The organism is Mesorhizobium sp. W016 (genome assembly GCF_054719485.1).
Genome location: NZ_JBTTIF010000002.1, coordinates 2,340,524 through 2,364,515, shown reverse-complemented (window position 1 = coordinate 2,364,515; position 23,992 = coordinate 2,340,524). Strand labels below are relative to the sequence as shown.

The following is a 23,992-nucleotide window of genomic DNA, read 5'->3' as shown; positions in this document are numbered from 1 at the left end:
TGCGTGTTGGGGCGCGCACATCAGCGTGAATTTGCTTACAAAATCGTAAGCTTAGCGCCAAACGGCCACCCACGGGTGGCCGTTTCATCGATACCGAAAGGACTGTGTCGAAATCAGGATGCCGCGGCGCTCTTTTTGGGGCGCGGTACTGCTGTTTTGGCAATCTGCACCGCGGCTTGGGCTGCGGCCAATCTCGCGATCGGCACGCGGTAGGGAGAGCACGAGACATAGTCGAGGCCGACCTCTTCGCAGAAGCGGATCGAGGCCGGATCGCCGCCATGTTCACCGCATATGCCGAGCTTGATGTCGGGCCGTGTCGCCCTGCCCTTTTGCGCAGCCATGCGCACCAGTTCGCCGACGCCCTCGATGTCGAGCGAGACGAACGGGTCCTGCTCGATGATGCCTTTCTGCCGATAGGTCTCGAGGAAGGACGCCGCATCGTCGCGCGAGATGCCGAAAGTGGTCTGGGTGAGGTCGTTGGTGCCGAAGGAGAAGAACTCGGCCGTAGCAGCGATGACGTGGGCGCGGATCGCCGCGCGCGGAAGCTCGATCATCGTGCCGGTGAGATAGTCGATCTTGACGCCGGTCTCGTCCATGACAGCCTTGGCGACCGCATCGATGCGCGCCTTGACGTAGTCGAGCTCCTTCACCAGGCCGACCAGCGGCACCATGATCTCGGGAACGACCAGCGCGCCGGCTTTCTTGCCGGCCTCGACGGCTGCCTCGAAAATGGCGCGCGCCTGCATCTCGGCAATCTCGGGATAGGAGACGGCGAGGCGGCAGCCGCGATGGCCGAGCATCGGGTTGAACTCGTGCAGGGCTTCGGTGCGCTGCCTGAGCTTGTCGAGCGAGACGTTCATGGCGGCGGCGACCTCCGCCACCTCCGCTTCCGTCTTGGGCAGGAATTCGTGCAGCGGCGGATCGAGCAGCCGGATCGTCACCGGCAGGCCGGCCATGATCTCGAACAGTTCGAGGAAATCCGAGCGCTGCATCGGCAACAGCTTGGCAAGCGCGGTGCGGCGGTCCTTCTCGGTATCGGCCAGGATCATCTCGCGCATGGCGACGATACGCTCGCCGTCGAAGAACATGTGCTCGGTGCGGCAGAGGCCGATGCCTTCGGCGCCGAAGGAGCGCGCCATGCGCGCATCGAGCGGCGTCTCGGCATTGGTGCGCACCTTCATGCGGCGCACCGCATCGGCCCATTCCATGATGGCGGCGAAATCGCCCGACAGTTCCGGCTGCAGCATCGACACGGCGCCCTTCAGCACCTGGCCGTTGCTACCATCGATGGTGATGATGTCGCCCTTGCGGAAGGTCTGGCCCATCGACATCAGCGTGCCGGCCTTGTAGTCGACACGCAGCGAGCCGGCGCCCGAAACGCAAGGCTTGCCCATGCCGCGCGCGACCACGGCGGCGTGGCTGGTCATGCCGCCGCGCGTGGTCAGGATGCCTTCTGAAGCATGCATGCCGTGAATGTCTTCGGGGCTGGTTTCGATGCGCACCAGGATTGCCTTGCGACCTTGCGTCTTCAGATCCTCGGCATCGGCGGACGAGAAGACGATCTCGCCGGTCGCGGCGCCCGGAGAAGCCGGCAGGCCGACGCCGATGACATCGCGCGCGGCCTTGGGGTCGATGGTAGGATGCAACAGCTGATCGAGCGAGGCGGGATCGATGCGGGCGACCGCCTCCTCCGTCGTGATCAGCTTGTCGCGCGCCATTTCGACGGCAATCTTCAGCGCCGCCTTGGCGGTGCGCTTGCCGGAACGCGTCTGCAGCATCCACAATTTGCCGCGCTCGATGGTGAATTCGAGATCCTGCATGTCGCGGTAGTGCTGTTCCAGGCGGTCGGAGATGTCGACGAAGGACCGGAACGCGTCCGGCATCAGTTTCTGCAGCGACGGCTTGTCGGAGCCGGCGGCGATGCGCGCCGCCTCGGTGATGTTTTGCGGCGTGCGGATGCCGGCTACGACATCCTCGCCCTGCGCGTTCACCAGGAATTCGCCATAGAGCATCTTTTCGCCGGTCGAGGGGTTGCGCGTGAAGGCGACGCCGGTGGCCGACGTCTCGCCCATGTTGCCGAATACCATGGCCTGGACATTGACCGCCGTGCCCCAGCTTTCCGGGATGTCGTGTAGGCGCCGGTAGGTGATGGCGCGGTTGTTCATCCAGCTGGAAAACACCGCGCCGATCGCCCCCCACAGCTGCTCGTGCGGGTCCTGCGGAAACGGCTTGTCGAGTTCCTCCTCGACCTTGGCCTTGTAAAGGGCGATGACGCTCTGCCATTCCTGCGCTGTCAGTTCGGTGTCGAGCTCGTGGCCGAGGCTCGCCTTCTGGTCCTCCAGGATTTCCTCGAACACTTCGTGGTCGAGACCCATGACGACATCGGAATACATCTGAATGAAGCGGCGGTAGCTGTCATAGGCAAAGCGGGCATCGCCGGAATCGGCTGCCAACGCCTCGACCGTCTCGTCATTGAGGCCGAGATTGAGCACGGTGTCCATCATGCCCGGCATCGAGGCCCTGGCCCCGGAGCGGACCGAGACCAGAAGCAGCTTCGACGGATCGCCGAAACGGCGCCCCGTCAACTGCCCGATATGGTCCAGCGCCTTGACGACATCGGCCTGCAACGCGGCCGGATAGCTGTTGCCGTTGGCGTAATAGGCGTTGCAGACTTCGGTGGTGAGGGTGAAGCCCGGCGGCACGGGCAGGCCAAGACTGCACATCTCGGCCAGATTGGCGCCTTTGCCGCCGAGAAGGTTGCGGTCGCCCGCACGTCCCTCCGCGGCGCCATCGCCGAAGGTGTAGACCCATTTGGTCATGCTCGCCCTCCAAGTCCTCGGAAGATAGAACACCGGGGCCAAGACCCGGTTCCCCCGCGTTCCGACCCGAGCGTTATTATGCTGCAGTGCGAAAGGCAAGGTGTGGCAGCGAAGCCCGGCGACTACAATCGATTAAGCAAAAGCTGCGTCGAAAAGACTTGCCGGATCGCTGCCCAGGATATAGAACATATAGGGAACAAGTTGGGAGCAGCGTGATGAAACTCAACGGAAAACTCGACTATCTCGAACTGCCCGCGACCGGCGCGACGCTGGACAGCGTCAAGGCTTTCTACAGCGCCGCCTTCTCGTGGTCGTTCACCGATTACGGGCCGACCTATTCGGCCTTCGGCGAAGGGCTCGATGGCGGCTTCCAGGCCGATGCAGCGGAGGCGCCGGCGAAACCATTGCCGGTGCTCTATTCGCAGGATCTGGAAGCAACGCTCGACGTTGTCGAAAGCGCCGGCGGCACGATCGTCAAGCCGATATTCTCGTTCCCGGGCGGCAGGCGGTTCCATTTCACCGATCCCGCTGGCAACGAGTTGGCGGTCTGGGGCGAATAGCGCGTCCCCGCGCCAAGCGGTGGATCAGTTTTGCACAGTGGCCAACTCGGCATTGAGCTTTCGTGCCGCTCGTCCTATAAGGCCGCGCGCAACGGGCAAAGCTCGCTTGCTGGGGCGTCGCCAAGTGGTAAGGCATCGGTTTTTGGTACCGACATTCCCAGGTTCGAATCCTGGCGCCCCAGCCAAATCACATGCCTTTGGAATCAATGATTTACCGACCTTATCGATGGCTGCCGTCAGGAGCTATCTGACTCCCACGCGACCCCGACTCCGTTGACAGAGCCGGGGCCGTGCGGAGAGGATCAGTAATCGTTGTCGTCCTGGATGACGACGGGATGATGCCGATGATGTCGATAATAGCGATGATGGCTGCGCTCGATCGAGCCGGTCACGATGACCGTATCCCGGCGATGATGTCTGCGGCCGTGGTCGTAGAAGGCAACCGTGCCGTGTCTGCGGTGATGAAGGCGTTGACCCTGGTCATTGATGACCTTTACGCTCCTGTGATGATGTCGATGGTGGGTCGTGATGACCACGTCAGCTTCGGCTGCCGGAGCTATCGTCGGCATGGCAATGAACAGCGCCAAGGCGCTCACGATCATTGTTTTCATTGTAATATCTCCACCTGCTAATTATCCCTTCGCGGGGATAACCGCGTCCCATCCCTTTGGTTCCGAGTAGCGTCGTCGGTCCACGGGCGCGATCAGTGACGGCTGCTCCCGTGCAACACGGCGTATCGAAAGAAGAAGTTGCGACAGCAGCTCCTGTTGGCAACTTCTGGTAAAGGCGCTCTTTCAAGCCGACCACCAGGGTTACGCCACTCGACAAAGGAGCGCTGCACAGGACCCTTCTATGTCGTCGCGTTCGATCTCCTGATCTGTGACGGGAAACACCCGTCTTGCGAGGAAGACCGTCGGCACAATTTGTGAGATTTACGAGACCAATCAGGCCATCTTAGATCGCCTAAGTCGGGCCGTCTCAGATCCCGTAAGAAAGTGCAAGGTAAACCACCGGCGCCAAGATCAGCAGAACCGCGATTCCGATAACCACTGCGATTGCCAGGCGCTCTGTTCGCCTGACAAGCTCAGCGACCTTGTCGTCGTCAGCCGATGGTATGAGGTCAAGAACGGAAGAAACCTCCGCAGGACTGTCGTTGTCGTTTGCGGGTCGGGTTGCGCCGTCACGCACAGATCTCTGGACAAAGGTCACTGTTAGCCTCGCTATTGAAACGCACGCCGTTGGCGGTGTCACGACAATCGGGTGCCCGCTAACCTCTCAGGAATGGCGGGCACCCGATTGACCACCGATGAAGGGACTCATGCTCGGCAGCCCGGTTCCAATGTATCGGGAGGGCATAGGTTGCCCGCCTTCAGGCCTATGGCTCCGACGTCAGGACTTCAGTCATACCCTGTTCGGACCTTGGTCTGGCAATCGACGAAGCGATGGCCGCCATTTTGTTTCGACGCAGAAAATGCGGGAACATTAGTAGGCTCTTACGAGTTCACTCCCAGCAACTAGTTCGGGAGAGATACGGTGAACAACATAATCTGGCTCATCGGAGCAGTCGTTATCGTGATTGCGATACTGAGCTTCCTGGGCTTCCGATAAACGTGGCAGCTGAATTGCGGTCGGAGCCTATTGCCATCTGCGCCTTGTAGGCCTCGCTTTCGCGTTGGCCGGGCGCTTTGCATGTGGGCTTTGGCGTTCGCTCTCAGGTGGCGCTTAAATTCCTTCTCTTCGAACCTTACAGAATGCGCGTCGCAAGCAGGTCGCAAGGGCGACGGTCCTATTGCAACAGTCGGATCGACGCCATCGCCGACGAAATCAACAAAGCATGCTGCGTCAGCTCGCCTCGCGCATCGCCTCGGCGGCCTGCAGATCGACCGAGACCAGTTGGCTGACGCCCTGCTCGGCCATGGTCACGCCGAACAGGCGGTTCATGCGCGCCATCGTGATCGGGTTGTGGGTGATGATGACGAAGCGCGTCTCGGTGGTCGCGGCCATTTCGTCCATCAAATTGCAGAAGCGCTCGACATTGTGATCGTCGAGCGGCGCGTCGACTTCGTCGAGCACGCAGATCGGCGCCGGATTGGTCAGGAACACCGCAAAGATAAGCGACATCGCCGTCAGCGCCTGCTCGCCGCCGGACAGCAGCGTCATGGTCTGCGGCTTCTTGCCGGGCGGACGGGCCAGGATTTCGAGCCCGGCTTCGAGCGGGTCGTCGGATTCGATCAGCTGCAATTCGGCCGTGCCGCCACCGAACAGATGCGAGAACAGCCGCTGGAAATGGCCGTTGACCACCTCGAAAGCGGCAAGCAGCCGTTCGCGGCCTTCGCGGTTCAGGCTCTGGATCGCTTGCCTGAGCTTGCGGATCGCCTCGATGATGTCCTCGCGCTCGGAAACGATGGCCTCCAGCCGGTCCGACAGTTCCTTCTGCTCTTCCTCGGCGCGTAGATTGACGGCGCCGAGCCGCTCGCGCTCAACCTTCAGCCGGTCGAGCTGGCGCTCGATGTCGGCCATTTCCGGCATCGGGCTGTCGGCTTCCAGGCCGGTATGGCGGATGACCAAATGCGGCGGCGTGTTCAGCGTTTCCTGGATGCGCGCCTCGACCTCGAGCCGGCGCTCGTCGGCGGCGGTCAATCGCTCTTCGGCGCGGACGCGGGTTTCGCGGGAATCGGCCAGCGACTGGATCGCCGCGGTGGCGGCCTTGTCCAGCTCGGCCTGCTTGGTCTCGGCCTCCTGCAAGCGGTCGGCGGCCGCCTTGCGCAAGGTCTCTGCCTCGGTCAGCTGCGACAGCAGCGCGCGGCGCCTGGCGTCGATCTCGTCGGGGGCGTCGGCCAGCGTTTCGCGCTCGGCCTCGGCCTCGGCCCTGCGCTCGCCGAGCGAGGCGATCTGCGTCGAGGCGTTTTCGGCCCGCTGCAGCCAGTTGCTGCGCTCGGCGCCGATGGCATCGAGCCGGCGCGTGCGCGCCTCGGCTTCGCGGCGCAGGCCTTCATGGACGGCACGCGCGTCGGCCAAGGTTGCGCGATCGCGGCTGACATTGGCGGCGGTCTGTTCGAGCTGAAGTTGCAGGTCGCCGAGATCGGGGGCGTCCTGCAGCAGCATTTCGGCCTCGGCGAAGGCGGCGGCCGTTTCTTCATGGCTGTCGACGATTCGCGCGCGCGCCTCGTCCAGGGCGGCGCGGCGGCTTGCCAGCTCGCCACCGGCCTTTTCGGCCTCGGCCAGCGCGCTGCGGGCGGCGTCCAGGCCGTGCTGGGCATCGCGCCCGGCCTGGCGGGCGTTGCGTTCGGCCTCGCTCGCCTCACGCAGCGCCTGTTCGGCCTGGGCAAGGGCAGCCTCTGCCTCACGCATCATCTGCGTCGCCTGCACCGCCTCGGCATCGAGCTCGGCCAGCCGGTTCTTCTGCGCCAGCCTCTGCGCGGCCGCGGTCGGTGCATCGGCGCTGGCGGTCAAGCCATCCCAACGCCACAGCGCGCCGTCACGGCTGACCAGCCGCTGGCCGGGGGCAAGCAGCGTCTGCAGGCGTTTGCCGTCCGCCGCATCGACGATGCCGATCTGCGCCAACCGGCGGGCAAGCTGCGAAGGCGCGCGCACCACGCTGGCGAGGCTCTTGAGGCCTTCCGGCAAAGCCGCATCGCCTGGTTCAACCTGGCTTTCGCCCCAATGCACCGGCGCGCTGCGGTCGAGCGGCACGTCGAGATCCTCGCCAAGCGCAGCACCGAGGGCCGTCTCATAGCCGCGTTCGACGCTGAGTTGCTCCAGTACCGACGGGAAAAGATCGCCGCTGGCGGCATTGAGGATCTTGGCCAGCGTGCGGGCTTCGGTCTCGATGCCGGCGAGTTCGGCCCTGGCATCCTGCAGCGGCGGACGGGCGGCACTCTCGGTGGCGCGCGCCTCGGCGACCGCCTGTTCGGCAGCAATGGCGCCGGCCTCGGCCTCCTCCAACCGGGCGAGCGCGTCCTCGACCAGAGCGCGCTTCTCGGCGGGATCGGGCAAGCCCGCAACCTTCGACACAATCTCGGACAATTCGCGGTCGACATCGGCCAGCTGGCGGGCAAAGCGATCGCGGCGTTCGGCGTTTTCGCGCAGCGTTCGTTCGATCTGATTGCGCGCGGCGGCGGCCTCGGCGCGTTCGGCGGTCAGCGCAGCGAGCTTGGCTTCGCTCTGCGACAGCGTTGCGCCGGCCTGCTCGAAAGCGGCCCGCGTCGTGGCCTCGCGTTGGGCGGCGCCGGCATTTTCGGAATTGAGCGTGGCTTCTTCCTCGCGCAGGCGCTCAAGAATATCCGCATTGTCGCGGACCATGCGCTCCTCGCGCGCGATGTCGCCGTCGAGCTGCTGCAGCCGGCGCTCGAGTTCGGCCTGGCGGGCGCGGATGCGGCCTGCCTCCTCCTCGATCTGCGCCTTGGCGATGGACAGGCGCTGGAAGGCGGCGGCAGCCGCGGCCTCGGCGTCACGCAGGTCCGGCAGCCGGTGGGCGCCGATGCCTTGCTCCCGGGCGGCAGCCATCTGGGCGGCGGCGCGGTCGCCGACCAGAGCTGTGGCAACCGCCAGCGCCGAACGCGCATCGCCCTCCTGGGTCTTGGCCAAGGTCCAGCGCAGATGCAAGAGCGTGGCTTCCGCCTTGCGGATATCGGCCGACAGGTTCTTGAAGCGCGATGCCTGGCGCGCCTGGCGCTTAAGGCTTTCGATCTGGCTCTCCAGTTCGCCGACGACATCGTCCAGCCGTTCCAGATTTTGTTCGGCCGCCTTCAGCCGAAGCTCGGCCTCGTGACGGCGCGTGTGCAGGCCGGAAATGCCGGCGGCCTCTTCGAGCAGCGCGCGGCGCGCCTGCGGCTTGGCCTGGATCAGTTCGCCGATGCGGCCCTGTCCGACCATGGAAGGCGAGCGCGCGCCGGTCGACTGGTCGGCGAACAGAAGCTGCACGTCCTTGGCGCGGGCTTCCTTGCCGTTGATGCGGTAGAGCGAGCCGGCTTCGCGCTCGATGCGGCGCGACACCTGCAATTCATCGGCGTCGTTGAAGGCGGCGGGCGCGGTGCGGTCCGAGTTGTCGAGGAACAGCGTGACTTCGGCGGTGTTGCGGGCCGGGCGCGTTCCCGAGCCGGAAAAGATCACGTCGTCCATGCCGGACGCGCGCATGTTCTTGTATGAGCTTTCGCCCATCACCCAGCGCATCGCCTCGACAAGGTTCGACTTGCCGCAGCCATTCGGCCCGACAATGCCGGTCAGGCCGCGTTCGATGACGAACTCGCCGGGTTCGACGAAGGACTTGAAGCCGAGGAGGCGAAGGCGCGAAAACTTCATTCGCGCCTGCCTGGAAGGCACAAAGGTGCGCTGACGCCAAAGCGCAGTCGCTCCGGCGCCGCCTGGACGTCAGAGCAGAGGGTCGATGATGGCCGATATTTCCTCAATCGACATCGCACCTTTGTAGGTTTTCCCGTTGATGAAGAAGGTCGGTGTCGAGTCGACCTTGAATTCATCGGCGCCGCGCTTCTGGACCGATCTCACATCGTCCAGAAGTTTCTGGTCCGTCAAGCAGGCCTCGAAGGACTCCTGTGTAAAACCGGCGAGCTTGGAGATCTGCAGCAGCGCATCCTTGGTATTGTTGACGCCGACCCAGTTGGCCTGCTGCTTGAACAGCACGTCGACCATCGGGAAATAATTGTCCTTCGAACAGCGCGCCAGCATGAAACCGGCCTCGGCGCTCGGATCGAACGGGAATTCGCGCAGGATGTAACGCGCCTTGCCGGTGTCGATGTATTTGGTCTTCAACTCAGGGAAGGTGGTCGCCGCGAAATGCGCACAATGCGGGCAGGTCATCGAAGCATATTCGACGATGGTGACCTTGGCGTCATCCTTGCCGAGCTGCTTGTCGGGCAAAGCGCCGGGCTTCAGCAGTTCGGCCATGTCGACATTGCCGGAAGACTCCGGGACCTTGACGGCGGCCGGAGTGGCAGGCGTCGAAGCAGGCACCGCGGGAGCCGCAGGCTTCACATCCGCTGCTTTGGCATCCTCGCCTGAATCGCTGCATGCGGCGAGCATAGCCACTGCCGGAATGACGGCCAGCGAAGACAGGAGGTTTCTGCGGGACAAGCTACGGTTCATGCGAATCACCTGACTGTGGTTTGATTTTGCAACGCAAAGGCTAGAAAAGGCGAGAGTTGGCGGGAATTAAGGCATCGCCGTCCCCATTCCAATCGCCAAACTCTACATGCAGGATCACGAATGCGCGAGATAGATGACGCGTTCATGACCGACTGATTACCGGTTGATTACCTTGGCCGCTTCCTTTGGCCAAGAATTGTGGCGCCAAGACGCTCCAGCGAGGCGCGCAAGCCTTCATCCTCGATCTTGCCGACGGTATCGGACAATTTGGCCTTTTCGACAGAAGTCAGTGCTCTCGGCGTCGGTTTCGGCCGGGCTTTGTCCCTCAGCACCGGCTTTTGCACGATCCGGATCCTGCCGATCGCGTTGAAGCCGAGAAAGGCATTGACGCGGTTGATGATCTCGCCGGTCTCGTGCTGTAGGTGCAGCGCGGCCATGCCCTCGCAGGCGATGACCAGCACCGCCGGCTCGAACGGATCGTCCTCATGCATGCGGCGCGGCCACTGGATTTTTTCGGGGCGCGAATGGCCGGCGAGCCTGGGGCCGGCGATCTCTTCCCATGACTGCACCAGCCCGATCGAAATGCCGGCCCGCTTGCGCAGCACGGGGTCGAGGATCGCGGTCGCGAGATCGCTCACCGGAACGGGATTGCCGTAAGGCGTTCTCCCTGCCATGTACGTTCTCCAGCCACGCTCCTCACCAGCCTAGAGCCAGCCCGCGATCAATGGCACTGCACGAACAGACCCGCAAGGCCGCATCCGGACCAACTCTATCGGGAGAGATCGCCGCGCGTCTGCTTGCCTGGTACGACGCGCACCATCGCGAACTGCCGTGGCGGATCACGCCGCACGCCGCGGCCGGCGGTGCACGGCCGGACCCCTATCGCATCTGGCTTTCGGAAGTGATGCTGCAGCAGACCACGGTCGAAGCGGTAAAATCCTATTTTCGCGCCTTTGTCGAGAAATGGCCTGATGTGAAGGCGCTGGCGGCTGCGCCGGCCGAGGATGTGATGAAGGCCTGGGCCGGGCTCGGCTATTATTCACGGGCGCGCAACCTCAAGGCCTGCGCCGATCTGGTTGCGAGCCAGGGCGGCCGTTTTCCCGACAACGAAACGGGATTGAGGGAATTGCCGGGGATCGGCGCCTATACGGCGGCGGCGATCGCGGCGATCGCCTTCGACCGTCCGGCGGCGGTCGTCGACGGCAATGTCGAACGTGTCATCTCGCGGCTCTATTCGATCGCAACGCCGCTCAGCGAGGCAAAGCCTGAAATCCGCGCGCTCGTCGCAAGACTGGTTCCGCAGACAAGGCCGGGCGATTTCGCCCAGGCGATGATGGACCTCGGCGCTACGATCTGCGCGCCAAGACGGCCGCGCTGCATGCTGTGCCCGGTGCGCGAGGATTGCAGCGCCATCCTGTCCGGCGACCCCGAGCGCTTCCCGGTCCGCCTGCCCAAGGTCGACAAACCACTCAGGCGGGGTGCCGCCTTCGTCGCCGAGCGCGGCGACGGCGCCATCCTGTTGCGCAAGCGGCCTGACAAGGGCCTGCTCGGCGGCATGACCGAGGTGCCGACCACAGGTTGGACAGCGCGGATCGACGGTGCAACCACTTCGGAGGCAGCGCCCTTCCCTGCCGACTGGCGGCGCGCTGGAGAGATCGCGCATGTCTTCACCCATTTCGCGCTCGAGCTCGAAGTCTTTCACGCTCAAGTGAAAAGTGATGCGCCGGAAGGGCATTTCTGGTCGCTGGCCCATGACATTTCCGGAGAAGCGCTGCCGACGGTCATGAAAAAGGTCATCGAAGCAGCGATACCGGGCGCAACCAAAAAGCACCGCCCCATTGACTAGCATTCGCTTTGAAAGGCCAGAAATGACTGAAATCCGCCATATCGTGTTCGACATCGGCCGCGTCTTGCTCCACTACGATCCGAACATTCCGTTCAGCCGCCTCATTCCCGATGCCGAAGAGCGCAAGTGGTTCTTCGACAATGTCTGCACGCATGACTGGAACATCGAGCAGGACCGTGGCCGGACGTGGGAAGAGGCGGAAGCGCTGCTGATCGCGGATTACCCGGATCATGCTGAAAACATTCGCAATTTCCGACGCTATTGGAACGACATGGTGCCGCATGCCTATGAGGACAGCGTCGCCATCATGCTCGGCCTGATCGAGAGCGGCCACGACGTGACCATGCTGACGAACTTCGCCGCCGACACACTTGCCGAGGCAAGACTGCGCTTCGATTTCCTCAGCCGCCCGCGCGGCGTGACCGTGTCGGCCGATATCCGTGAGATCAAGCCCGACCGCGCCATCTACGACCATCACGTCGCCGCGTTCGGTCTCGAACCGTCAGCCACGCTGTTCATCGACGACAGCCCCAGAAATGTCGATGGCGCCAGGGCCGCCGGCTGGCAGTCGGTGCTGTTCACGGATGCAAAAACGCTGCGGGCAGATCTTGCGGGGTATGGGATCGCGGTGTGAATGCGCGGAGGGCCGAAGTAACGCTCTACGGCGCCCCCCTCTGGCCTGCCGGCCATCTCCCCCTCAAGGGGGGAGATCAGCAGCCGCTGCGGCCGTTCTCACCTTGCAAGATCAAAAATTGGCGAAAGCGTTGATGACAGCAATCTCCCCCCTTGAGGGGGAGATGCCCGGCAGGGCAGAGGGGGGCCGTCGTAGAGCGCCGAATTTAAACCTTGAATCTCAAGCCCCTGCGCGCTCCATACCGAGCCTGGCGATGCGGCGCAGTTCGTCGATCGGGGTCAGGCCGCCCGAGCGCTCATAGTGCCAGAAGGTCCAGCCGTTGCAGGCGTCCAGGCCCTGCACTTCGGCGCCGATCTTGTGGATCGAGCCGGCGCTGTCACCGATGGCAACCGTGCCGTCGGCGCGTACCTTGGCCGACCAGCGCTTCTTGGCATCGTAAAGCGTGGCGCCGGGCTGCATAAGCCCGGTATCGATGAGGCTGACAAAGGCGACGCGCGGCTCGGCGCGCTTGCCGGTGAGCACGGCGAGATCGGCGCTTTCCAGCGGCCGCACCGCATCGATGCGCTCATTGGCGGCGTCGATATAGGCCTGTTCGCGCTCGATGCCGACGAAATGGCGGCCAAGCCGCTTGGCCACGGCGCCGGTGGTGCCGGAGCCGAAAAACGGGTCGAGCACGATGTCGCCCGGCTTGGTCGAGGCCATCATGATGCGGGCGAGCAGCGCTTCCGGCTTCTGCGTCGGATGCAGCTTGTCGCCATTGTCGTTCTTCAGCCGCTCGCCGCCAGTGCAGATCGGGAACAGCCAGTCGGAGCGCATCTGGATGTCGTCGTTCGATGCCTTCATCGCTTCGTAATTGAAGGTGTAGCCCTTGCCCTTCTGGTCGCGCGAGGCCCAGATCATGGTCTCATGCGCGTTCTGGAAGCGGCGACCGCGGAAATTCGGCATTGGGTTGGTCTTGCGCCAGACGACATCGTTGAGGATCCAGAAGCCGAGATCCTGCATCTTGGCGCCGACGCGGAAGATGTTGTGGTAGGAGCCGATGACCCAGATGGTGCCATTCGGCTTCAGCACGCGGCGTGCCGCCAGGAGCCAGGCGCGGGTGAAGGCGTCATAGGCCTCGAAACTCTCGAACTGGTCCCAGTCATCGTCGACGGCGTCGACCTTGGACTGGTCGGGCCGGTGCAAATCGCCGTCGAGCTGCAGATTGTAAGGCGGATCGGCGAAGATGACGTCGATGGATTTTTCCGGCAGCCGGTCGAGCGCGGCGACACAATCGCCCTTGAGGATCGTGTCCAGCCACTCGGATTGCTGGGGGGCGTGGGAGAGGTCGGCGAGAAGACGCACGGCAGACATTTTTACACCCAAGGCACGCGTTACTGTTTACTCCCCGTTATGGTTACCGATCAGCGTAAATATTCGGTGAAGGACGCAACGGTCCAGGCAGCCCTGACGTCGTCAATTTGCGCAGCCCGGCCCGTTGGTGTATGTCGCGCCGCTTGAGCCTTGCCGGGCCTCCATCACCCTCCTCGTTCGGATTGCCATGCCCCAGCCAGATCTTGTCATCTTCGATTGCGACGGCGTGCTCGTCGATTCCGAAATCATCGCAGCCCGCGTCGAGGCCGAATTGCTGACCTTGGCCGGATATGAAATTTCGGCTGAGGAATACGCCGAAACCTATGCCGGACTGACCTTCAAGGACATCATGATGCGGGTCGAGCAAAAATCCGCCATCCCGTTCCAGGCCTCGATGATCGACCGGGCCGAAGAGCTGGTCGACCGCAAACTGCGCAGCGACGTGCGCGCCATCGACGGCGTGCGCGAGGCGGTCGCCGCGGTCACCGCGCCGCGCTGCGTCTGCTCGAACTCACGCTTGGAGCGGATCGAGTTCATGCTCGAGAAAGTGGGCCTGCTGCCGTTCTTCGCCGGCCGGATTTTTTCAGCGCTGGAAGTACCAAGCAAGAAAACCAAGCCCGCGCCGGATGTGTTCCTGATCGCGGCGGAGCAACTCAACGCCAATCCGGCAAACACCTTCGTCATCGAGGATTCGGTGCACGGCGTCACCGGCGCCAGGGCCGCCGGCATGCGCGTGATCGGCTTCACCGGCGCCGCGCACAGCTATCCCGGCCATGCCGATGTGCTGACCGAAGCCGGAGCCGAAACCGTCATCCGCCGCTGGGCCGAACTGAAAAGTGTGATTGCCGCTCTGTCGGAGTGGTCGGACGCCTGAACCGATCAGTCCTTGGCTTTGGCCGACCTGGCCGGTTTCTTCTTAGCCCTGTTGTAGGCAATCGCGGCGCGGACGAGCGCTTTCAGCGCATCCGCATCGATCACGTCGCCCTCCGACACATCGATGGCGCGCCACACCTTGCCGTTGAACCCGTTGTTGAACAGCCTGTCGGGATCCGGCAGGCTGGCACCGTGAGAAAAGGTCAGCTTCACCTTGTCCTTGTGAGCGTTGCCGACGGCGATCATGCCGTCGCGTGACCATACCGGGCTGCCCATCCACTTCCACTCCTCGATGATTTCCGGGTCGGCGTCGAGGATGGTCTTGCGCAGGCTGGCCAACGTCTTGCCCCGCCAATCGTCCAGCTCCCGGATTCGGGCATCTATCCGCTCGGAGGCAGAGGCGCCTCCCTCGTCCTTGCTCGACATGCTGATCTTCATGGTCTGCCTCCGTTCACATCTTCTCGCCGGGCAATCGGCTGGCCTGCTTCACCCAGGAGGCGAAGCGGGCTTCGTCGATCTCTTCGCCTTCATGGATGTCGAGATAGCGCACTTCCTTTTGCCTGGAACCGCCGGGAGGCACAGGATCGAGCGACGTGCCGCGAAAGAAGGCGACTTTGACGTATCTGGTGAAGCAATGCAGGCTGAGGAACCAACCGTCGCCCTCGATGCCATAGAACGGTGAGTTCCACTTCACCGCCTTGCAGACGCCGGGGAAGGCGCTGACGATAAGTGCGTCGATCCGGCGCCCGACATCGCTTTTCCAGCCCGGCATGGCGGCAATATATGCCTGCACCGGAGCGTCCCCATAGACCTTAGGGATCTGCGGGTTGCCGCCCGAAAGCAGGACCGGCTTTTCCGGCTTGTCTGGGGCCGGTTTTGCGACCTTCGATTTTCCCGGCGCCTTGGCCATGTCCTACCCTTGCGCGCCCTGCTCGCCACGCGATCTCGCGACGTAAGGCAGCACGAACATGTAGAGGCCGCTGAACAGCAGCAGGAATAGCGGCAGCAGCGGCGAATAGACCACCCAGGCCGGAGGTTGCCCGAACGCCATGGTGATGAAATTGGCTGCCACGGTCAGCGTGAAGATGATCGACAGCCAACGATGGGTTTGACGTATCCATTTGCTCAAGTTCATTGCAACTTCCTCTTGAACCAGCGCCTACCAACGCGCCAGTTGGGTGATCTGGATGAGATTGCCGCAGCTGTCGTTGAGCTGGGCGATGGTCGAGCCGGTCACTTCTGTCGGCGCCATGGCGAACGCACCGCCGCGTCCCTTGATGCGCTCGTAATCACCCTTGACGTCGTCGGTGAACAGCATGAGCGCGGGCTGCCCCTGCTTGAAGATGGCCTGCTGGTAGGCCTTGGCGGCCGGGTTGTCGTTGAGCGCCAGCTGTAGCTCGGCTCCCTCGGGCTCATCGGGTGAGATGACGGTCAGCCAACGAAAAGCCCCATTGCTGAAGTCGGCCTTCACAGCAAAGCCCAGCACGTCGGTGTAGAAGCGCAGTGCGTTGTCCTGGTTGTCCACATAGACGCTGGTCAGCTTGATCTTCATCGATTTCCTCCTTTTTGCATTCGGTGCCCCGCGATCAGGGCATGGTACCGGCAGGCTTCAATCCGGCTTCGCCAGGACCTGCTCCAGCTTGGTGAGGAATTGCTGCCACCCGGCCCTGGCGCCGCCATAGGCCTGCTTCTGGCTCGGATGGAAGCCCGACTGCTCGACGCGCAGATGGGTTCCCGAGCTCGTGGGTGTGAGCGTGAACGTCACCACGCTCTTCAGATTGTAGGCGGCATCCTCATGCGCAAAATCCCAGCTGTAGGACAGCGTCCTGTTTTGCTCGATGGCCAGCACCTCGCAGTCGAGCACGCCGCCCCAGTCGCCGCGAAGATTGAAGCTGTGGCCGACGACAGGCTTGAAATCGTTCTTCATGAGCCAATCCTCCATCAGATGCGGCTGCGTCAACGCGCGCCAGATCTTCTCCGCCGGCCAGGATATTTCACGTTCGACGACGACGGTGCGCAGTTCGGGATTGCTCACTGGTCCATCCTTTTCAGCAGGTTCTCGAGATCATCGAAGCGGCTCTCCCAGAATCCTGTCATTTGAACTGTCCAGTCGGTCAGCGGACCAAGTGCCTCGGGCTGCGCGCTGTAGTGGGTCTGGCGTCCGGCGTGGCGGTCACGCACCAGGCCGGCCAGCTTCAGGACGCCGAGATGCTTCGACACCGCCGGTTGCGAGACCCCGGACTGCGCCGTCAGCGCCCCCACGGTCTGCTCACCTTGGCGGCACAAGCGCTCGAAGATGGCCCGCCGGGTCGGGTCGGCAAGCGTTCTGAACAAAGTATCGTGGGCGTCCGGCATCGGGATCAATAACCTGCGAGCTATTGATTGACGTATAACCGCCGGGATATGGATGAGTCAAGTGCGCTGGCGGAATGGATCGAGATTAAAGCGCAGACGCGACCTGCCGCAGGCGCACGCCTGCAGGATTACGATCGGATCGTTTGGATCTTTCAAAGAGTTGACCGGCACCGTCGCAGCAGCGACGGCGCCCAGGCGCTTAGTTCGTCGCCGGAGCGCGCTTCTTTTTCTTGCCGGACTTCTTGTCCACCGCCGCCGGCGCGGTGTCGTCATAGCCGGCATAGACAGTGTAATCCCGGGCGGAGGGTTCGGGCACGACGACGTTGGGATCGGTGAACACGAACTGGGTGGCGGTCGAGGGATCGCTGACCTGGATCTGATAGGGGTGGATCTGCGAATAAAGCACGTCGGGGCCGTGCATGACGGCAATGCGGATCGGCATGGTGATGGTGCCGGGGGCGAACAGCGGTCCCGGCACGATCTTGCCGGCAACGCCAACCTTCATCGTCAACTGGCCGTTGGCACGGCTGCAATCGCGGCTCACATCGCTGATCGAGGCCTGGTAGATGATCTTGGCCGGATCCTTGTTCGGATCGACGATGGAGCCGTCAGGCGCCGTCTGCGCGGCGGCAGCGGCCTCGGCATCCTGTGCCGCATCAGCCTTTTTCTTTCTCGGCTGCGGCGCGCCCTTGGCGTAGGTATTGAAGTAGGCGGTGCCATCGCGCACCGTCACTTTCGGGCAGTAGGCCTGCAACTGGCTGGCGAGAACCTTGGGATCCTGCGGCGGTATTGGCGCATTCGGGTCGGTCTTCTTGCCGAAACCGAGATTGAGGATGCCATTGTCGCTCGATTGGCAACCGGCGGCGGCAAGCATAAAGCCGGTGAGCGCCAGACCCGCGACAAAGCGACGGTTGAACTTGTGAAACGCCATGAAACTGCACTTCCCTCTCGCAAAGTTGGTGACGTATAGCAACGCCACGGCAAAAATGCGACTGAGCCGGCTCGGAAAATTAACCAATTGCCGTGGATGAACCGGCGGCAGCAATGGACCTTGACGATGCGCTATGTGAGTACCCGCGGGGATGCACCCGTGCTTGGATTTGCCGACGCGGTGCTGGCGGGGCTGGCCCGCGACGGCGGGCTTTATGTGCCGCAGACATGGCCGCAGTTTTCGGCAGCCGAGATCCGCGCCATGCGCGGCCTGCCCTATGCGGACCTCGCCATCCGCGTGCTGACGCCGTTCCTCGGCGGCGAGATCGCCGCACCCGTCTTCGAGCGCCTGGTGCGAGAAGCCTATGCCACCTTCCGCCACCAGGCCGTCTGCCCGCTGGTGCAGACCGGCGCCAACACGTTCATCCTTGAACTCTTCCACGGTCCGACGCTGGCCTTCAAGGACGTTGCCATGCAGCTGCTTGCCCGGCTGATGGACCATGTACTGACTGAGCGCGGCCAGCGCGCAACCATCGTCGGCGCGACCTCGGGTGACACCGGCGGCGCCGCCATCGATGCCTTCGCCGGCCGCGACCGAACTGACATTTTCGTGATGTTTCCGCATGGCCGCGTCTCGCCGGTGCAGCAGCGGCAGATGACGACATCGACGGCCACCAACGTCCAGGCGCTGGCCATCGAAGGCAATTTCGACGATTGCCAGGGCCTGCTGAAGGATATGTTCAACGATCATGGTTTTCGTGATCGCGTGTCGCTGTCGGGCGTCAATTCGATCAACTGGGCCCGCATCATGGCCCAGATCGTCTATTATTTTTCCTCGGCGCTTTCGCTCGGCGCGCCGGACAGGCCGGTCTCCTTTACCGTGCCGACCGGCAATTTCGGCGATATTTTCGCCGGTTACGCCGCCAAGAAGATGGGCCTGCCGATCGAGCGGCTGATCGTCGCCACCAACGACAACGACATATTGGCGCGCACTTTCGCGACCGGTGAATACCGCACCAAGGGTGTGTTTGCGACGACGTCGCCATCGATGGACATCCAGGTATCGTCGAACTTCGAGCGACTGCTGTTCGAGGCCTGCGACCGTAACGCAGAGACGGTGCGGCGTTACATGGCCGGCCTCAAGCAATCCGGCGCCTTCACCATCGAAACCGCAGAAATCGACCGGATGCGGTCCGAATTCGACGCCGGACGCGCTGATATGGACGAGGTTGCCGCCACCATCCGTTCAACGCTCAGATCCAGCAATTATCTGCTCGATCCGCACACGGCCGCGGCCGTGCATGTCGCCGCCGGCAAGGCTGACGGTGCAGTGCCGATGGTGGTGCTGGGCACGGCGCACCCGGCCAAGTTCCCGGCCGCGGTCGAAGCCGCCTGCGGCGTGTCGCCGGCCCTGCCCGCATGGCTGGGGTCCTTGATGTCAGCCGACGAAAAGTACACGGTACTTCCATCCGACCTGAAAATGGTGGAAGATTACGTGAGCCGCCACTCAAGGGCAGCGCGTTAGGGAGTACTTGCCATATGGGTGTTGAGGTAAGCCGTCTGTCGAACGGCCTGACAGTCGCCACCGAAACCCTTCCAAGCCTCGAATCCGTTGCCCTTGGCGCCTGGGTCAAGTCCGGCGCCCGCAATGAGCGTGACGACGAGCACGGAATGGCCCATCTGCTCGAGCATATGGCCTTCAAGGGTACGAAAAGGCGGACGGCCTTCGAGATCGCCTCGGAAATCGAGGATGTCGGCGGCGAGATCAATGCCGCCACATCAGTCGAGACGACGTCCTATTACGCCAGGGTGCTGTCCGACGATGTGCCGCTGGCGGTGGATATCCTTGCCGATATCCTGCAGGAGTCCGAATTCGACCCAGAGGAACTGGAGCGCGAGCAGCATGTGATCCTGCAGGAGATCGGCGCCGCGCACGACACGCCCGACGACATCGTCTTCGACCGTTTCACCGAGACCGCCTTCCGCCACCAGACGATCGGCCGCTCGATCCTCGGCACGCCGGAAACCGTCAAATCCTTCACCTCCAAACAGCTGCATGATTTCATAGAGCGCCAGTATGGCGCCGAGAAGATGGTGATCGTGGCCGCAGGCGACATTAAGCACGACAATTTCGTGCGCGAGGTCGAAAAGCAGCTCGGCGGTTTCCGCAGCAAGTCCGAGAGCACGATGCCGCAATATGCGCAGTATGTCGGCGGCGATTTCCGCGAGGATCGCGACCTGATGGACGCGCAGATCGTGCTCGGCTTCGAAGGCCGAGCCTATCATGTGCGCGATTTCTACGCTTCGCAGGTGCTGTCGATGATCCTCGGCGGCGGCATGTCGTCCCGGCTGTTCCAGGAGGTCCGCGAAAAGCGTGGCCTGTGCTATTCGGTCTATGCCTTCCACTGGGGTTTTTCCGATACCGGCATCTTCGGCGTTCATGCCGCGACCGGGCAGAGCGACATTGCCGAACTGGTGCCGGTCATTATCGACGAGCTGCAGAAGGCCGGCGAGAATATCCTTCAGGAAGAGCTCGACCGCGCCCGCGCGCAATATCGCGCCGGCCTGATCATGTCGGCTGAAAGCCCGGCCAGCCGCGCCTCGCAGATCGCCAGGCAGCTGCTTCTGTTCGGTCGGCCGATCGCCAAGGAGGAGTTGATGGAACGGCTGTCGGCGCTGACCGTCGAGCGGCTGACCGACCTTTCGTCCCGGCTGTTTTCGACCAAGCCGACGCTGACCGCGGTTGGACCGGTGGGTACGCTCGCGCCCTATGAGGCGATTCTCGATTCGCTTGCGGGCACGCACACCACGGCCCGCAAGCTCGCCGTCTAAGCCTTCAAGCGCCGGTGTTCGCGCTCCCTTTCTTTCGCCGTGACCTGCCGGCACTGAAAGGCGACCGGGTCATGCTGCGCGTGCCCTACACCAACGACTATCGCGAATGGTCAGCGGTGCGCGGCGAAAGCCGTGCCTTCCTCGAACCGTGGGAGCCGCGCTGGACGCCCGATGAACTCGACCGCACCGCCTGGCGGCTGCGCATCGGCCGCTACCGCGAAGACTATGCGCAGGGGACAGCCATCGCCTTCTTCATCTTCGAGAAGGCGAGCGGCAAGCTTGCAGGCGGCATTACGCTCGGCAATATCCGCCACGGCGTCTCGCAAAGCGGCCATGTCGGGTACTGGATCGGGGAGCGGTTTGGCGGCCGCGGCCTGATGACCGACGCGGTCAAGGTGGTCTGCCGCTTCGCCTTCGATACGCTGAGGTTGCACCGGATCGAAGCTGCCTGTATTCCCGACAATGTCCGGTCGATCCGCGTGCTTGAAAAAGCCGGATTCCGGCGCGAAGGACTTCTGCGATCCTACCTCAGGATCAACGGCATCTGGCAGGACCACTACCTCTACGCCCGGATCGCGGACGATCCGCCGGGCGCTGGAACGAAGGACTGATTTTTGACGAATTTCCTGCGAAACGGGTCGCTGTTGGCCTTTGTTCTGGCGGTTGTCGTCACGCTTTGCGCGGCGCTCCCGGCCTTCGCCGTCGAACCGATCAAGATTGCCCGCGACGATGTCGCGCTCGACCTGTCGCGCGCCGTCCAGATCTACGTCAATCAGGGCGAAAACTTCCAGGTGTCGACCGCGCCCGGTCCCGACGGCATCGTCCGGCGCATCGAGGTCGAGGCCAATGACGCGCGCTCGAGCGGCGACTGGGCGGTGTTCGCGCTCGCCAACACCACCGACCAGCAGCTCGACCGGCTGATCGTGGCGCCGCATTTCCGGCTGGTGAATTCCGGCATCTTCTGGCCCGATCTCGGCGCCACCCGCATCGCCGCGATCACCCCCAGCGAGGGCTTCGCGCTCGACCGCCAGTCAAGCTCCGACGCCGACGTGTTCCGGGTGACGCTGAACCCGGGAACGGTGATCACCTTCATCGCCGAACTCGCCTCGCCGAAGCTGCCGCAGGTCTATCTATGGGAGCCGGAAGCCTACAAGGACTCGGTCAATTCCTATACGCTGTTCCGCGGCATCGTCATCGGCATCGCCGGGCTGCTGGCGCTCTTCCTGACCATCCTTTTCGTCGTCAAGGGAACCTCGATGTTTCCGGCGACAGCCGCACTTGCGTGGGCGGTACTTGCCTATATCTGCGTCGATTTCGGCTTTCTAAACAAGATCATAGAGATATCGCCCGGGAACGAGCAGATGTGGCGGGCGGGAACGGAGGTGGCGCTTGCGGCGACCTTCGTGGTGTTCCTGTTCGCCTATCTCAACCTCAACCGGTGGCACGGCCATTTCAGCTATGGCGCGCTGGTCTGGATCCTCGGCCTGGTGCTGATTGCCGGTGTGGCCATCATCGATCCGGCAGTCGCCGCGGGTATTGCCCGGCTGTCCTTTGCCGCCACCGCGCTGACCGGGCTCGGCCTCATCATCCTGCTCGGTCTTCGTGGTTACGACCGTGCGATCATGCTGGTGCCCAGTTGGGTGATGGTGCTGCTATGGCTGTGCGGGTCGTGGATGGCGATCACCGGCATGCTCGACAACGACATCGCCCAGCCGGCATTGGGCGGCGGGCTGATCCTGATCATCCTTTTGATCGGCTTCACCGTCATGCAGCATGCCTTTGCCGGCGGCGCGCTGCATCAGGGCCTGTTCTCCGATCTCGAGCGCCAGGCGCTGGCCGTCGCCGGCTCCGGCGACACGGTGTGGGACTGGGACGTGCTGCGCGACCGCGTCGTCACCAAGCCCGACGTCAGCATCCAGCTTGGCCTTGCTCCCAACAGCCTGGGGGGTGCGGCCCGCAACTGGCTGCCGGTGCTGCATGCCGACGACCGCGACACGTTCCGCACCACGCTCGACGTGGTGCTCGAACATCGGCGCGGCCGGGTCTCGCAGAATTTCCGCCTGCGCGGCGCCGACGGCCACTACCACTGGTTCTTGCTTCGGGCGCGGCCGGTGATCGGCTCGGATGGCGAAGTGATTCGCTGCGTCGGCACCATGGTCGACGTTACCGACCAGAAAAAGTCCGAGGAAAGGCTGCTGCACGATGCCGTTCACGACAATCTGACCGGCCTGCCCAACCGCGAACTTCTGATGAACCGGCTGGAAGCCATCATCTCGATCGCGCGCACCGAAGAGAAGGTGCGCCCCACCGTCTTCGTCATCGACATCGACCGTTTCAAGCAGGTCAATGACGGGCTTGGCATCTCGGCCGGCGACACCATCCTGCTCACCATTGCGCGCCGCTTGCACCGGCTGTTGAAACCGAAGGATTCGCTGTCGCGCTTTGCCGGTGACCAGTTCGCCCTGATGCTGCTCTCCGAACAGGAACCCTCCCGCATCGCGGCGGTGGCAGACGCCATCAAGCACGCCATCAACAACCCGATCACCTTCGCCAAGCGCGAGATCGTGCTGACTGCCTCGATCGGCCTGATCACCTGGACCTCGGCGCAGACTTCGGCAGAAGACATGGTCAAGGACGCCGAGCTTGCCATGCACCAGGCCAAGCGCTTCGGCGGTGACAGGATCGAGCCGTTCCGGCCGGCCTTCCGCACCGTCGGCACCGACCGGCTGCAATTCGAATCCGATCTGCGCCGCGCCATCGAGCGGCGTGAGTTCACCCTTGCCTACCAGCCGATCGTACGGCTGGAGGACGGCAGCATTGCCGGCTTCGAGGCGCTGCTGAGGTGGGACCATCCGCGCCGCGGCATGATCCCGCCGGGCGATTTCATCCCGGTCGCCGAAAGCTGTGGCCTGATCGTGCAGCTTGGGCTGTTTGCCATGCAGCAGGCGGCCGAAGACCTCGCCGGTTGGCAAAAGCAGATCGGCGACACGCCGCTGTCGGTGTCGGTCAATCTGTCCAGTCGCCAGCTGATCCGCCGCGACCTGGTCAGCGATGTCCGCTCGGTCATCGCCCGCGCCAATCTGAAGCCGCGCTGCTTCCGGCTCGAACTTACCGAATCGCTGGTCATGGACAATCCAGAGCAAACCTCGCATGTGCTGACCAAGCTCAAGCAGCTCGGCATCGGCCTGTCGCTGGACGATTTCGGCACCGGCTATTCCTCGCTCGCCTACCTGACCCGCTTCCCCTTCGACACCATCAAGATCGACAAGAGCTTCGTCGACGACGCGACGCCGAAGCGGGCGGTTCTGCTCAAATCCATGGTCAACATGGCGCATGAACTCGGCCTGTCGGTGGTGGCCGAGGGCATTTCCGACGAAAGCGATGCGCTGGAATTGCGCCAGATGGGCTGCGAATATGTGCAAAGCTTCATGTTCGGCGCGCCGATGCCAGGCGACCAGGTGCTGAAGGCGTTGAAAGAGCAGTACCCGATGACGCAGGCGTGATGGGTGAGGCATGCGTCGTGCAGGCGCGTGGTTACATTGGAATGAACCCCGAAAATTAGCTGAAGCGACCGCGCCTTCGTCATCCTAGGGCGAAGCAAGGAGCGCAGCGACGCGGCGCAGACCCTAGGATGACGAAAGTGGCGGGCGGCTTCGGCTAGTCGCGAAGGTTCGGCGGAACGTCGGCG

At 63.3% G+C, this 23,992-nt stretch carries 21 protein-coding genes and 1 tRNA gene; 9 read left to right on the top strand and 13 right to left on the bottom strand.

Annotation, left to right across the window (positions count from 1 at the left end; translation table 11 throughout):
* Positions 1–113 precede the first annotated feature (113 nt).
* The gene (ppdK, locus tag ACYG9V_RS11770) at positions 114–2,819 is read right to left on the bottom strand and encodes a pyruvate, phosphate dikinase (RefSeq protein WP_023670693.1); all 2,706 of its coding nucleotides are present in this window, start codon (positions 2,817–2,819) and stop codon (positions 114–116) included.
* Between the two features lie 215 nt (positions 2,820–3,034).
* Between ppdK and ACYG9V_RS11765 the strand changes: the two genes are divergently transcribed.
* Complete coding sequence (locus ACYG9V_RS11765) at positions 3,035–3,379, top strand: VOC family protein (protein ID WP_023670692.1); 345 nt, start codon at positions 3,035–3,037, stop codon at positions 3,377–3,379.
* Between the two features lie 110 nt (positions 3,380–3,489).
* A tRNA-Gln gene (locus tag ACYG9V_RS11760) sits at positions 3,490–3,564 on the top strand.
* Positions 3,565–3,681: 117 nt separating this feature from the next.
* Here the strand turns inward: ACYG9V_RS11760 and ACYG9V_RS11755 are convergent.
* From ACYG9V_RS11755 to ACYG9V_RS11740, 4 genes are all read right to left on the bottom strand, one after another.
* Positions 3,682–3,990, bottom strand: coding sequence for a hypothetical protein (locus ACYG9V_RS11755; protein WP_023670691.1), 309 nt, complete (start codon positions 3,988–3,990; stop codon positions 3,682–3,684).
* 1,231 nt (positions 3,991–5,221) lie between these two features.
* A complete protein-coding gene (gene smc / locus ACYG9V_RS11750) occupies positions 5,222–8,680 on the bottom strand; it encodes a chromosome segregation protein SMC (RefSeq protein ID WP_286439414.1) in 3,459 nt (1,152 codons plus the stop codon).
* A 69-nt stretch (positions 8,681–8,749) separates the two neighbouring features.
* Positions 8,750–9,481 (bottom strand): DsbA family protein, encoded by a 732-nt coding sequence (locus tag ACYG9V_RS11745; RefSeq protein ID WP_023687169.1) that lies wholly within the window; start codon positions 9,479–9,481, stop codon positions 8,750–8,752.
* 167 nt (positions 9,482–9,648) lie between these two features.
* Positions 9,649–10,155 (bottom strand): DUF721 domain-containing protein, encoded by a 507-nt coding sequence (locus ACYG9V_RS11740; RefSeq protein WP_023687168.1) that lies wholly within the window; start codon positions 10,153–10,155, stop codon positions 9,649–9,651.
* A gap of 50 nt (positions 10,156–10,205) precedes the next feature.
* Between ACYG9V_RS11740 and mutY the strand changes: the two genes are divergently transcribed.
* Positions 10,206–11,327: an A/G-specific adenine glycosylase gene (gene mutY, locus ACYG9V_RS11735; RefSeq protein WP_023687167.1), complete on the top strand. Its 1,122-nt coding sequence runs from the start codon at positions 10,206–10,208 to the stop codon at positions 11,325–11,327.
* A 22-nt stretch (positions 11,328–11,349) separates the two neighbouring features.
* Positions 11,350–11,961 carry an HAD family hydrolase gene (locus ACYG9V_RS11730; protein WP_023687166.1) on the top strand — a complete coding sequence of 204 codons (612 nt, stop codon included), beginning with the start codon at positions 11,350–11,352 and terminating at the stop codon, positions 11,959–11,961.
* Positions 11,962–12,180: 219 nt separating this feature from the next.
* Here the strand turns inward: ACYG9V_RS11730 and ACYG9V_RS11725 are convergent, their stop codons facing one another.
* Positions 12,181–13,314: a site-specific DNA-methyltransferase gene (locus ACYG9V_RS11725; RefSeq protein ID WP_023687165.1), complete on the bottom strand. Its 1,134-nt coding sequence runs from the start codon at positions 13,312–13,314 to the stop codon at positions 12,181–12,183.
* A gap of 187 nt (positions 13,315–13,501) precedes the next feature.
* Here ACYG9V_RS11725 and ACYG9V_RS11720 point away from each other — a divergent pair, with 187 nt between their 5' ends.
* On the top strand, positions 13,502–14,188 hold the full coding sequence (locus tag ACYG9V_RS11720) for an HAD family hydrolase (RefSeq protein WP_023687164.1): 687 nt from the start codon (positions 13,502–13,504) through the stop codon (positions 14,186–14,188).
* Between the two features lie 5 nt (positions 14,189–14,193).
* Here the strand turns inward: ACYG9V_RS11720 and ACYG9V_RS11715 are convergent, their stop codons facing one another.
* From ACYG9V_RS11715 to ACYG9V_RS11685, 7 genes are all read right to left on the bottom strand, one after another.
* Entirely contained in the window at positions 14,194–14,625 is a 432-nt protein-coding gene (locus tag ACYG9V_RS11715; protein WP_352763047.1) for a DUF1801 domain-containing protein, read from the bottom strand.
* Positions 14,626–14,638: 13 nt separating this feature from the next.
* Positions 14,639–15,097 carry a DUF1801 domain-containing protein gene (locus ACYG9V_RS11710; RefSeq protein ID WP_023687163.1) on the bottom strand — a complete coding sequence of 153 codons (459 nt, stop codon included), beginning with the start codon at positions 15,095–15,097 and terminating at the stop codon, positions 14,639–14,641.
* A 3-nt stretch (positions 15,098–15,100) separates the two neighbouring features.
* A complete protein-coding gene (locus ACYG9V_RS11705; RefSeq protein WP_023668396.1) occupies positions 15,101–15,322 on the bottom strand; it encodes a hypothetical protein in 222 nt (73 codons plus the stop codon).
* 24 nt (positions 15,323–15,346) lie between these two features.
* Complete coding sequence (locus tag ACYG9V_RS11700) at positions 15,347–15,739, bottom strand: VOC family protein (RefSeq protein ID WP_023687162.1); 393 nt, start codon at positions 15,737–15,739, stop codon at positions 15,347–15,349.
* 57 nt (positions 15,740–15,796) lie between these two features.
* Positions 15,797–16,222 (bottom strand): SRPBCC family protein, encoded by a 426-nt coding sequence (locus ACYG9V_RS11695; RefSeq protein ID WP_023687161.1) that lies wholly within the window; start codon positions 16,220–16,222, stop codon positions 15,797–15,799.
* A complete protein-coding gene (locus ACYG9V_RS11690) occupies positions 16,219–16,542 on the bottom strand; it encodes an ArsR/SmtB family transcription factor (RefSeq protein ID WP_023687160.1) in 324 nt (107 codons plus the stop codon). The genes ACYG9V_RS11695 and ACYG9V_RS11690 overlap by 4 nt, the downstream gene beginning before the upstream one ends.
* 199 nt (positions 16,543–16,741) lie before the next feature.
* Entirely contained in the window at positions 16,742–17,473 is a 732-nt protein-coding gene (locus ACYG9V_RS11685; RefSeq protein WP_352500427.1) for a hypothetical protein, read from the bottom strand.
* A gap of 126 nt (positions 17,474–17,599) precedes the next feature.
* Here ACYG9V_RS11685 and thrC point away from each other — a divergent pair, with 126 nt between their 5' ends.
* From thrC to ACYG9V_RS11665, 4 genes are read left to right on the top strand one after another with little or no spacing between them, the layout of a single operon-like run.
* Positions 17,600–18,997 carry a threonine synthase gene (gene thrC, locus ACYG9V_RS11680; protein WP_352763048.1) on the top strand — a complete coding sequence of 466 codons (1,398 nt, stop codon included), beginning with the start codon at positions 17,600–17,602 and terminating at the stop codon, positions 18,995–18,997.
* A 14-nt stretch (positions 18,998–19,011) separates the two neighbouring features.
* Complete coding sequence (locus ACYG9V_RS11675) at positions 19,012–20,304, top strand: M16 family metallopeptidase (protein ID WP_352763050.1); 1,293 nt, start codon at positions 19,012–19,014, stop codon at positions 20,302–20,304.
* Positions 20,305–20,318: 14 nt separating this feature from the next.
* On the top strand, positions 20,319–20,915 hold the full coding sequence (locus ACYG9V_RS11670; RefSeq protein WP_023668403.1) for a GNAT family N-acetyltransferase: 597 nt from the start codon (positions 20,319–20,321) through the stop codon (positions 20,913–20,915).
* Positions 20,916–20,918: 3 nt separating this feature from the next.
* The gene (locus ACYG9V_RS11665; protein ID WP_352763052.1) at positions 20,919–23,807 is read left to right on the top strand and encodes an EAL domain-containing protein; all 2,889 of its coding nucleotides are present in this window, start codon (positions 20,919–20,921) and stop codon (positions 23,805–23,807) included.
* Positions 23,808–23,992: the final 185 nt, after the last annotated feature.

What these genes read in the sequence shown, in the direction of transcription:
- ppdK (WP_023670693.1), bottom strand. Translation starts at nt 2,819, where the DNA reads ATGACCAAATGGGTCTACACCTTCGGCGATGGCGCCGCGGAGGGACGT.
- ACYG9V_RS11765 (WP_023670692.1), top strand. Translation starts at nt 3,035, where the DNA reads ATGAAACTCAACGGAAAACTCGACTATCTCGAACTGCCCGCGACCGGC.
- ACYG9V_RS11755 (WP_023670691.1), bottom strand. Translation starts at nt 3,990, where the DNA reads ATGAAAACAATGATCGTGAGCGCCTTGGCGCTGTTCATTGCCATGCCG.
- smc (WP_286439414.1), bottom strand. Translation starts at nt 8,680, where the DNA reads ATGAAGTTTTCGCGCCTTCGCCTCCTCGGCTTCAAGTCCTTCGTCGAA.
- ACYG9V_RS11745 (WP_023687169.1), bottom strand. Translation starts at nt 9,481, where the DNA reads ATGAACCGTAGCTTGTCCCGCAGAAACCTCCTGTCTTCGCTGGCCGTC.
- ACYG9V_RS11740 (WP_023687168.1), bottom strand. Translation starts at nt 10,155, where the DNA reads ATGGCAGGGAGAACGCCTTACGGCAATCCCGTTCCGGTGAGCGATCTC.
- mutY (WP_023687167.1), top strand. Translation starts at nt 10,206, where the DNA reads ATGGCACTGCACGAACAGACCCGCAAGGCCGCATCCGGACCAACTCTA.
- ACYG9V_RS11730 (WP_023687166.1), top strand. Translation starts at nt 11,350, where the DNA reads ATGACTGAAATCCGCCATATCGTGTTCGACATCGGCCGCGTCTTGCTC.
- ACYG9V_RS11725 (WP_023687165.1), bottom strand. Translation starts at nt 13,314, where the DNA reads ATGTCTGCCGTGCGTCTTCTCGCCGACCTCTCCCACGCCCCCCAGCAA.
- ACYG9V_RS11720 (WP_023687164.1), top strand. Translation starts at nt 13,502, where the DNA reads ATGCCCCAGCCAGATCTTGTCATCTTCGATTGCGACGGCGTGCTCGTC.
- ACYG9V_RS11715 (WP_352763047.1), bottom strand. Translation starts at nt 14,625, where the DNA reads ATGAAGATCAGCATGTCGAGCAAGGACGAGGGAGGCGCCTCTGCCTCC.
- ACYG9V_RS11710 (WP_023687163.1), bottom strand. Translation starts at nt 15,097, where the DNA reads ATGGCCAAGGCGCCGGGAAAATCGAAGGTCGCAAAACCGGCCCCAGAC.
- ACYG9V_RS11705 (WP_023668396.1), bottom strand. Translation starts at nt 15,322, where the DNA reads ATGAACTTGAGCAAATGGATACGTCAAACCCATCGTTGGCTGTCGATC.
- ACYG9V_RS11700 (WP_023687162.1), bottom strand. Translation starts at nt 15,739, where the DNA reads ATGAAGATCAAGCTGACCAGCGTCTATGTGGACAACCAGGACAACGCA.
- ACYG9V_RS11690 (WP_023687160.1), bottom strand. Translation starts at nt 16,542, where the DNA reads ATGCCGGACGCCCACGATACTTTGTTCAGAACGCTTGCCGACCCGACC.
- ACYG9V_RS11685 (WP_352500427.1), bottom strand. Translation starts at nt 17,473, where the DNA reads ATGGCGTTTCACAAGTTCAACCGTCGCTTTGTCGCGGGTCTGGCGCTC.
- thrC (WP_352763048.1), top strand. Translation starts at nt 17,600, where the DNA reads ATGCGCTATGTGAGTACCCGCGGGGATGCACCCGTGCTTGGATTTGCC.
- ACYG9V_RS11675 (WP_352763050.1), top strand. Translation starts at nt 19,012, where the DNA reads ATGGGTGTTGAGGTAAGCCGTCTGTCGAACGGCCTGACAGTCGCCACC.